Genomic DNA, 9,484 nt, shown 5'->3' with positions numbered 1-9,484 from the left:
GGTCTGCTTCGTGAACCTGTGACTGGACTTCAGGGGAAGGCGGCTCTGGCTACAATCTGCCGAGAGACCGCCGTATAAGCGTCTAGCGAAGAGGGGGTTAGTTGTTGTTGTCCACCTGACGACGCAGCAGGTCGTCAATGGCCCGGATTGCCAAAGGATAACCGTCGGCTCCCATGCCGCAAATCACGGCATCGACCTCACCAGACATAATTGAGTGTCGATGCAGTTCATCCCGTGCATGGATGTTCGATAAATGCAGTTCAATCAGCGGCGTGTCGAGCAACTTCAGGGCATCGAGCACCGGAATCGAATGAAACGAGAAGCCGGCCGGGTTAATAATCACGGCAGCACCCTCCTCGAAGGCTTCTTGAATCCAGTCGACCATCACGCCTTCATGGTTGGTCTGGCGGAAGTCGCATACCAAATCAAGTTCCCCGGCCAGCCGTTCACTGCGCTGGCGTATCTGCTCGAGCGTGGTGTGTCCGTAGATGTGCGGCTCACGACGACCCAGCAAGTTCAAGTTAGGGCCGTTAAGGATGAAAACGGTACGGTTCATGATCGTCCTAATGTGTTATTTGAAAAGATGGCTGGAGCGGCAGTAGCATCCGAGTCGGGTGCCGCAACGGAATTCAGGTTGATGCCACGGGTTTCAGGACCGATGAGGATCATGGCCAGCGAGATCAGATTAATTACGGCGCACAGCGTCACCAGAGGCCACGGCGAGTTGTTCGACTGACTCATCAGCCACACCGCTATCATTGGCATCGGACCACCGATAACCAGGTTGGCGCCGGTGTAGGCCAGTGCGGAACCCGAATAACGAACCTGGGTCGGGAACGCTTCGGCGAACGCCACTGGCTGGATGCCGCTCTGAAACTGGGTGAAGCCCAAGAACAACCCCATGATTGCCATGATGGCGGCGACGTTTAACGTATTAAGAATCGGGAAATAGACGAACAGGATCAGCAAGGTCATGCATGAACCAAACGCCAGCGCCTTTTTGCGGCCCCAACGGTCTGACAAATAACCACCAGCCAGCGCACCGAAAATCGCGCACATGTTAGCCACCATCAGTGACATGAAGCCTGTCGACTGGCTAAAGCCCAGGTGCTTGGTCAGATAGCTGAGGGAGAAGATAACAATCAGATAGAACAGTGCGGCTGGCGAGCAGAAGAAAAACATCAAGCGCAGGATGGTTTTGTAGTGGCCGCCCACAGCAGATTTGAGCGGGCTTTTTTCCTGCTTAACCGGGGTCTTTTTCAAGGCGATGAACGCTGGGGTTTCATCGACTTTCAGCCGGATAAAGATTGCCACCACCACCAGTACGAAACTCATGACGAAGGGAATTCGCCAGCCGAAGCTTTCGAATTGTTCGCTTGAAAGTGTTGCGGCCAGCCCCATCAATACGCCGTTGGCCAATATCTGACTGAGTGGTGAACACAAGCCGAGTAAACCGGAATACCGCCCGCGTCGGTCTGGAGATGCGTGCTCCAGCGCCATCAGTTGTGCCCCAGTGGACTCACCGCCCAGCGCGAAGCCTTGAATAATCCTCAGCAGCACGAGAAGGATGGGTGCCCAAATGCCAACCTGCGCATAAGTAGGCAACAGGCCCATCAGTACCGATGCCAAACCCATCAGGGTCACGGTAGCCAGCATCAGGTTGCGTCGACCCAATTTGTCACCGAGGTAGCCACAGGTAATCGCGCCCACTGGGCGAGCTGCCAGGCCAACACCGAAGGTTGCAAGCGAAGCGAGCAGGCCGGCGGTCGGCTCCATCGCTGGGAAAAACAGTTTAGGGAGAATGGTTGCTGATACCGCGCCATACAGCGTGAAGTCAAACCATTCCAGAGCGGTACCTATGGTCGCGGCGGTCACCGCTTTTCGAGGCATGCGTAAATCATGACTCTCTTTACTTGTTGTGTTCATAGAGGTATTTGTCCTTTATTTTTATGAGTGCAGGTAGGATTTCCATACAACTGCGTTCCGGCATCACTGCGGGCAGGAAACGTCGAAGTCAATAGACATTAGCGCATCCACTCTGCAGAATAATTATCAAAATTACGACAAATAGATAAGCTAACCTTATTAAGGCGGATCATGGAACTACGTCATTTGAAAGCCTTCACTGTCGCCGCTGACTTGCAGCACTTCAGCCGGGCAGCCGAACAATTGGGCATTGCGCAGCCTGCACTGAGCCAATTAATGCGAACACTTGAGTCCGAGCTGGGTCTGGCACTGTTTCGCCGGGAAAACCGGGGGGTGGTATTGACCGCTGCCGGCGAGGCGTTTTTGACCCATGCGCGGCAGTCCATCGAGTCAAGTAAACTGGCGATAGCCGCGGCCCGGCGAGCCCGGCGTGGAGAGGTGGGCGAGATCAACATCGGCTATCACTCAGCGTTGTTCGAGGCCCACCTGCCGCAATTACTGCGGCATTACTTCAGCACCTTCCCTGAAGTCAAAGTGTCGCTGGTGGACGCGGGCATTAGCGCGCAGTTCGAAATGTTGATGGACCACAAACTCGACCTGGCATTTGCCAGGGTATTTAAAGATCACCTACCGGACCGTCTGCGGACTCATCAATTCAGCCAGTCCAGGCTGGTTCTGCTCATCCCAGATAACCATGAACTGGCGGAGAGTTATACTGGCGACCTGTCGACGCTACGCCATGAGAAATTCGTGTTTTTGCAAGACGGTGCTGGCATCGGCCTAACCTCACACACCCTCCAGGCGTGCCGACAAAACCAGTTGCATCCCGAGAACATAATGTACGTGCCGTCGTTGATGAGTATTCCCGGGTTGGTAGCAGCAGGGATAGGACTGAGTATCGTGCCTGAAACAGTCACGGGCTTAACCATGCCGGGTATACGGATTGTGCCCTTAGCACAGCCGGAAATGGTCAGTGAGCTGTTATTGATTTCCAGGATTGATGAGCGTTCAAGCGCGGTGCAGCACTTTATCAATGAAGCCCACGGTTGGGAGGATAAGTTATAATGCGAATGCTTGCCGCAACTCAGAAGAAGTCTACTTATCTCATGCTGGGTGGCGTGTTTATGGCTTTGTCAGGGGTTAATGCAGTGATGGGTTTAACAGCTTGAGTATGAAACTGGCTGTGGATAAGACCCGGCACACCGAGCCGGGTTTTTATTGCCCTTTCCTCGTCAGCGCATCTATCACAGCACTCATCGCCTCTTCGGTTATTCCTGAGCGTTTTATATTTTTGTTGGCAAGCGACGCTCTCAACACACCCGCAATAACAATGTGCTTAGGTTCCTGACCTAAATCACGCATCTCAAGTACCACCTTCCCTACCACGCGACACATTTCCTGATACAACTCTTCGTCTTTAGCTTTGCTTCCCATGCACATCTCCAGGCTTTGGTGCAAAAAAACAAGCTACCACACAGCCTACAAGATGGCATTGACAATAATAATATCCATTTAAAAACATACCGATGTGTCGTTATGGTGAAGGTGAACTCACGGCGATTTTATGAGGTGATAGCCACGCGAATAAGCTTGTTTCTGCCATTGCTGGTGTGGCGCCCGGTTCTGTTATTGAGATGAGCAATGCCAGTGGCCCGGCTGTATAAACCCCAGCCATGAAATGACTGGGGAAAGAGCGAGTTTTAATAATCAGGGACACAATTGACACCAGGCTGATGCTCCTGGGCTGGCAAGCTGTAACACTGAGTATTAAGCTCCAGTACTCTCGGCCCGCTGGCCTGTGCTTGCTGTAACTGATACTGAGTGGTGCTGGTACTGTTAAGAATGTCCTCTTTACTCTCGGCCTTCACAGGCTGTGAATAACAAGGTGCGGCACTGACAGATAACAACAAAGCAGCAAAATAATATTTCATTACTGACCACCTTATCTGGTTGTATCACGATGTGTTCACAAGGAACATGGCATCGTAAATGTGATCTGAATCACTAAAAATAATGCATTCGGGTGATTTTCACTCGCGCAATAAGTCCAGAATTTACAGGCACCACGTTTTTATGCGGTTAGGTGAGATTTGTCGGCGGATGAACCAAAGGACGAACGCACTGAAAGCCTCATCCCCATATCATATTTTTGATACCATTACTGATACACACCCCAAAAAACCCCGCTCTAATTCACATTTAATGGAATGGCTATATGAATGTTTCTGCCACGCGTCTTTCAGCTTATATGACCCGGTTATTATCAAACCTGGGCGAAAAACGCGGGTTACTGGCCCTGGCAATGCTGGCTCAGGCGGGAGGGTTGGTGGGTTACTTGTATCTGGCGCACGGGTGGATTGAGTCTGGAGTGGTACAGAGTCTGAAAAATGTGTCGGCGATGCATTTACGCAGCTTTGAACAGCTCGAAACGACAATTCGCTACCAGCTTGTCTCGGTAGGGGATTCTGTGCTGGACGAAAATGGCGTCAAGAATGAAAAAAAATTATTAGGCAAAGAACTGGAGCATGTGGGGCTGGATACTCTCATCGTTCTGGATCCGATGGGCAATATTGTCGCGTCTGAGTCTGATGTCCCGCTGGAGTTGATCCTGCCGCCGAGTGTACTCGCAACGAAATCCTTTAAGGATTTACCGCAATATAAGGCCTACCACGATGGTGGTGCGAAATCAGTCTTTTTTGTTTCCCAACAACATATAGATAAGCTGGGCGGCAAGGGAATGATGATGTACCAGATGATCACTTCCCCTGAAGGCAAACTGCTCGGCAGTGTAGTGGGCTATACCAGCCCCCAAAGTTTGTCGTTGCTGCTATACGTGGATGCTGAGCGGGGATTTGATCTCGGTAAAGATGGTGTTTTATCGATGTTCGATAACGACACTCGCCAGGTGTTGTTCCACTATACGTATTTGCAAGATCCCTTGGATGAGCAAAATACGGTGTTGAAGACCATCAGTAGCGGATATTTTGCAGAGACGAATTATGGTCCGAATGTGAAATTTTTCCGGTCGCCGATTGACCAGGTGGAACGATTGGTTGTGCTTTCCCCATTGCATCATGAACAGTGGACGCAACTGGTTGGCGAGAGTACCAATGAGTACTTGTTCGAGTGGCGTATTCAGGTGGCTATCTCCCTATTTGTCTTTATCTGTATTAGCCTCCTCCAGTGGCTGATGATGACTATTTTCCGCCAGAATAAAAACCAGCGTACGCTGCTCGATCTCGTCCTTAACTCCGTGGATGCCTATATCTATTTAAAGACCAGCGATCGACGTTTCAGCTACGTCAACACGAAGACTGCCGCGCTGTTCGGCCTTCCCGCTGAGCAGATAATCGGTCATCGGGATCAGGACGTTCTGCCACAGAAGATAGCCGATGATTTTTGGACCACGGATAGCCAGGTGCTCGAGTCGGGCGATAAGCAGCACTGCACAGAGATTGTCGGCAACCCAGAGGGAGATCGCCGCTACTACTCGACGATCAAAGTGCCGATAAGATTGCCGAACCAACTGCCAGCCGTGATTGGTATGTCGATCGATGTCACTGAATTGCATGAACAAACAGAAGCACGCAAGGCTGCCGAAAAAGCCATTCGCAAAATGGCATTCTATGACCAATTGACCGGGCTGCCGAATCGCCGGCTGCTGGAAGACCGCCTTGCTCAGGCACTCGCACTCGCGAAACGCAAACTTCGAAAGTTGTCGCTGCTCTTTATTGATCTGGACAAGTTCAAAGCGGTCAATGACAAACATGGACATAAGACCGGTGACTGGCTACTGCAGCAGGCCGCATTACGCATGAGAGCGGCACTTCGTGCGTCCGATACCGTCTCACGCATTGGTGGCGATGAGTTTGTGATTCTTTTGCCTGACGCCCACAGCGCGGCAGAAGCGGCAGTCGTCGCGGAGAGAATTCGTGCCCATATTGCAGAACCTTTTGTCATGGTCAATGGCACGAAACTGGATATTTCGTCGAGTATCGGCGTGGTGATGTACCCTGACCAGGCTGACAATGTGCATGATTTACTGCACTATGCCGATGAAGCGATGTATCGCGCCAAAAAAGGGGGAAAGAATGCTGTCGAGATGTTTACAGCAGGGTGAGCAGGCGGATTAATACGAGCCTCGCTCCCGCAACCTGGCACATCCTCAAGGATTAAAGGTATAATCCCAGACACTATTTCATTGGTTTTAGAAACGAACATGACAAAACTCACATTACAAGAGCAGATGCTCAAAGCTGGATTAGTCAGCAGCAAAAAAATGGCTAAAGTGCAAAGAACGGCTAAAAAATCGCGTGTTCAGGCCCGTGAAGCAAGAGAGGCTGTGGAAGAAAATAAAAAGGCACAACTTGAACGTGATAAAGAGTTAAGTGAGCAACAAAAGCAAGCCACGTTATCTAAAGAATTAAAAGCGCAGATCAAGCAACTGATTGAAATGAACCGGATCGTAATTTCCAGGGGCGATATTGGTTATAACTTCACAGACAATAATTTAATTAAAAAAGTCTATGTCGATAAAGTCACTCAAACTCAATTGACGAACGGCCGCCTCGCCATTGCCCGTCTGGTGACTGATAATAACCCTGAAGGTGAATACGCAATTATACCTGCAAGTGTGGCCGATAAAATTGCGCAGCGTGATGCGAGCTATATTGTATTGAATAGTGCGCTAAGTCAGGAAGCGCAGGACGAAGAAGATCCGTATGCCGATTTTAAAATACCTGATGATTTGATGTGGTAATTAGGTTGGTTTCGAGGCGGTATCGTACCGGGGTCAGTCCATTAATTGCCCTGACCTTATTAAAGAAAAGTCCTGGTCGTGAGACCAGGACTTTGTCATCAATCTGAGTCATAGACCTGCAACATATATACAGCAGGGGCAACAGAGTTTCCTCCTTATCCGAATAGAGTAAAATCATTAATATTGATGCTGTTAGCATTTACGCCCGCTAAAGTAATGAAATCATTGCCGATGTAAATTACATTTCCGACAATCTGGACACTGGTGGCAAAATTCCCCGTATTAATACCGAGCAAACTCAGATCGATGTGATCCTGTCCATTAGCGGCATTACTATCGAAACCGTTAATGACGTCATGCCCAAAGCCTGCGCTGAAGGTGAAGGTGTCAGTTCCGGCACCGCCATCCATAGTGTCATTACCCGCCTGGCCAATGAGTCTATCGTTGCCAGCCCCGCCCTGAAGGTTATCATCTCCGACACCGCCATCCAGAGTGTCATCACCCGCCTGGCCAATGAGTTTATCGCTGCCAGCCCCGCCCTGAAGGTTATCGACACCAGCACCGCCATCCAGGAGGTCATTTCCTGCCCCACCTAGCAGTTGGTCGTTTCCTCCCAACCCATACAAAAAGTCATTACCACTGCCTCCGGTGATGGTGTTGCCAATAGCATTCCCTTTGCCGGTGAAAATGCCTGCCCCAGTGAACGCCAGCGTTTCAACGTTACCGGTCAAAGTGTAATTGAGGAGGGTGGTCTGGACGATATCCGTCCCGCCATTAAGACCTTCTGTGACAATATCAAGAGCATTATCAACTATATATGTATCATCTCCGGCACCACCATCCATAGTGTCATTACCCGCCTGGCCATTGAGTCTATCGTTGCCAGCCCCACCCTGAAGGTTATCGGCACCGGCACCGCCATCCAGAGTGTCATTGCCCGCCTGGCCAATGAGTCTATCGTTGCCAGCCTCACCCTGAAGGTTATCGGCACCGTCACCCCCATCCAGGAGGTCATTTCCTGTCCCACCTAGCAGTTGGTCGTTTCCTCCCAACCCATACAAAAAGTCATTACCACTGCCTCCGGTGATGGTGTTGCCAATAGCATTCCCTCTGCCGGTGAAAGTGCCTGTCCCGGTAAACGCCAGCGTTTCAACGTTATCGGCCAAAGTGTAATTGAGGAGAGTGGTCTGGACGATATCCGTTCCACCATTAAGACCTTCCGTGACAACATCGCCACTATTATCAACGATATAGCTGTCATTACCGAGACCGCCCACCATCACATCGGCGCCAAGGCCGCCGTTGAGAGTGTCGTTGCCGCCCCGGCCGTTGAGGCTGTCGTTGCCGGCCCCACCGTTGAGCGTGTCGTTGCCGAGCCCACCATTGAGGACGTCGTTGCCGGGCCCACCATTGAGGACGACGTTGCTGTTGACAACAACGGGTGGATTATCGAGATGACTCGTCCCGAAGATGTTCTCGGGAAGATTGGTCAGGCCCGTGTTGCGTGCCACGATCCCGGCAAAGCCCTGCTGCTCGAGGACCTGGTTGAAGTCTAGATGCTCCGTGCGTTCGAGATAATACAGCCGGTCACCTTCCTGGATCCGGTCAAGTTGCTCGTGGATGATGGCCCAGAAGGTCTGGCCAACCACACCGCCGTTGATGTGCTTCTCAGCTAGTCCACCCACGAACAGATCAACTCTGTCGATGCCTTTGACGGTGTTTCCGTTGACAAATTGATAGTCAGGATTAGCCGCCAGGAAGTCTGCAATTTGAGCCCCCTCCTCCAGCACGAGGTCTGGATAGGCCTGCTTGAACTGCTCAATCACTGTATCGCTAAGATCGTTACGTGCCTGGAAGTCTTCCCACGAACTGTATGGTGTGAGATCGCCGGCAAAGCTGACCGCCTCCTTCACATACGGATCAAGAGAGGCCATCAGGTCAGCCCGGATCTGGTTCATCGAACCTAGACCGACATCCCACTCGCGGGCGACATCGAAGGCGAACACGTCAGCACTGATTCGAATGAGGTCGTTTCGGACAGCATCGACGATATTGACATCGACTTCCTCCGCAGGCTGGACGACACCACCGGCAATGATCCCGGCGACACCCAGTTGCTCATAGCCTGGCTGTGGAGAGTAAGGCAATTGCGCTTTGGGGTAGTTGAACGCGCTCGTATCGTTGGTCGGGTTGAGGAACGCGTCGAACAGCGGCACCTGCGTTGCATTGCCCTGAGCATCGAGTACCGTCAGCGTCTGCCCTACCAGCGAATGACCGAACCGGTAAGCTGCCGTCGCGAACTCGTGCGAGACGCGAGCATCCGTTTCCGGATTGTACTCGACGAAGCCGTGCTCGCCATCACCTCTCATGCCACCAAGCAACTTGTCGGCAAAGTCGGTGAAAATAACGCGCTGATATTCAGCCTCGTTGATTATCTTAGCTGCCTGGAACAGCTCTTCAGCTGTGCCATCGAATCCGGCTTCGAGCAATCCGTTGACATGGAAGTTGTGATTCCGCGCCCAGATGGTGTGGACCGCGGTCAGTGCGATGTTCTCATTCGCCCGTCCATCACCTGCCACGTAGTGGTCGAGCAGGTTGATAAAGGGGTTGGTGTCGAGCAACAGCGCAAAGCCGCTTCCCATGAAATTGGACGTCATGGCAGGAAGCATCGACTGGTTGATAACGCCATTGTTGTCGACCAGTCCGGCGAAGTACTCCTGGAAAGTCACGTTGTGGTCGCCCGGCAGCGAGCTGTCGGTGAACAGCGTGTTGTTGTTACAGTGATGCTTAATCAGCTCA

Annotated in this window: 8 protein-coding genes; 3 read left to right on the top strand and 5 right to left on the bottom strand. The window is 51.6% G+C overall.

The features are described from left to right. Positions 1–97: 97 nt before the first annotated feature. Together VJY99_RS02230 and VJY99_RS02225 are read right to left on the bottom strand one after the other, a co-directional pair. A complete protein-coding gene (locus tag VJY99_RS02230; RefSeq protein ID WP_324115927.1) occupies positions 98–556 on the bottom strand; it encodes a type II 3-dehydroquinate dehydratase in 459 nt (152 codons plus the stop codon). Then, positions 553–1,926, bottom strand: coding sequence for an MFS transporter (locus tag VJY99_RS02225; RefSeq protein WP_324115925.1), 1,374 nt, complete (start codon positions 1,924–1,926; stop codon positions 553–555). The genes VJY99_RS02230 and VJY99_RS02225 overlap by 4 nt, the downstream gene beginning before the upstream one ends. 171 nt (positions 1,927–2,097) lie before the next feature. On the opposite strand from VJY99_RS02225, the gene VJY99_RS02220 reads away from it, so the two are divergent. Next, positions 2,098–2,991 (top strand): LysR family transcriptional regulator, encoded by an 894-nt coding sequence (locus VJY99_RS02220; RefSeq protein ID WP_324115923.1) that lies wholly within the window; start codon positions 2,098–2,100, stop codon positions 2,989–2,991. A gap of 150 nt (positions 2,992–3,141) precedes the next feature. Here the strand turns inward: VJY99_RS02220 and fumD are convergent, their stop codons facing one another. Continuing rightward, entirely contained in the window at positions 3,142–3,360 is a 219-nt protein-coding gene (gene fumD / locus VJY99_RS02215; protein WP_324115921.1) for a fumarate hydratase FumD, read from the bottom strand. 266 nt (positions 3,361–3,626) lie between these two features. Then, positions 3,627–3,872 (bottom strand): hypothetical protein, encoded by a 246-nt coding sequence (locus VJY99_RS02210; protein WP_324115929.1) that lies wholly within the window; start codon positions 3,870–3,872, stop codon positions 3,627–3,629. Between the two features lie 269 nt (positions 3,873–4,141). On the opposite strand from VJY99_RS02210, the gene VJY99_RS02205 reads away from it, so the two are divergent. After that, complete coding sequence (locus tag VJY99_RS02205; protein WP_324115920.1) at positions 4,142–6,046, top strand: diguanylate cyclase domain-containing protein; 1,905 nt, start codon at positions 4,142–4,144, stop codon at positions 6,044–6,046. A gap of 99 nt (positions 6,047–6,145) precedes the next feature. Next, the gene (locus VJY99_RS02200) at positions 6,146–6,685 is read left to right on the top strand and encodes a DUF2058 domain-containing protein (protein ID WP_324115918.1); all 540 of its coding nucleotides are present in this window, start codon (positions 6,146–6,148) and stop codon (positions 6,683–6,685) included. Positions 6,686–6,840: 155 nt separating this feature from the next. Here the strand turns inward: VJY99_RS02200 and VJY99_RS02195 are convergent. Beyond that, positions 6,841–9,484: peroxidase family protein (locus VJY99_RS02195; protein ID WP_324115916.1), on the bottom strand; the 2,644-nt coding region annotated here is incomplete at its 5' end.

This window comes from Buttiauxella sp. (genome assembly GCF_035271705.1).
Taxonomy (GTDB): domain Bacteria; phylum Pseudomonadota; class Gammaproteobacteria; order Enterobacterales; family Enterobacteriaceae; genus Buttiauxella.
The sequence above is the reverse complement of the archived record's forward strand: the minus strand, read 5'-3'. Positions and strand labels throughout refer to the sequence as shown.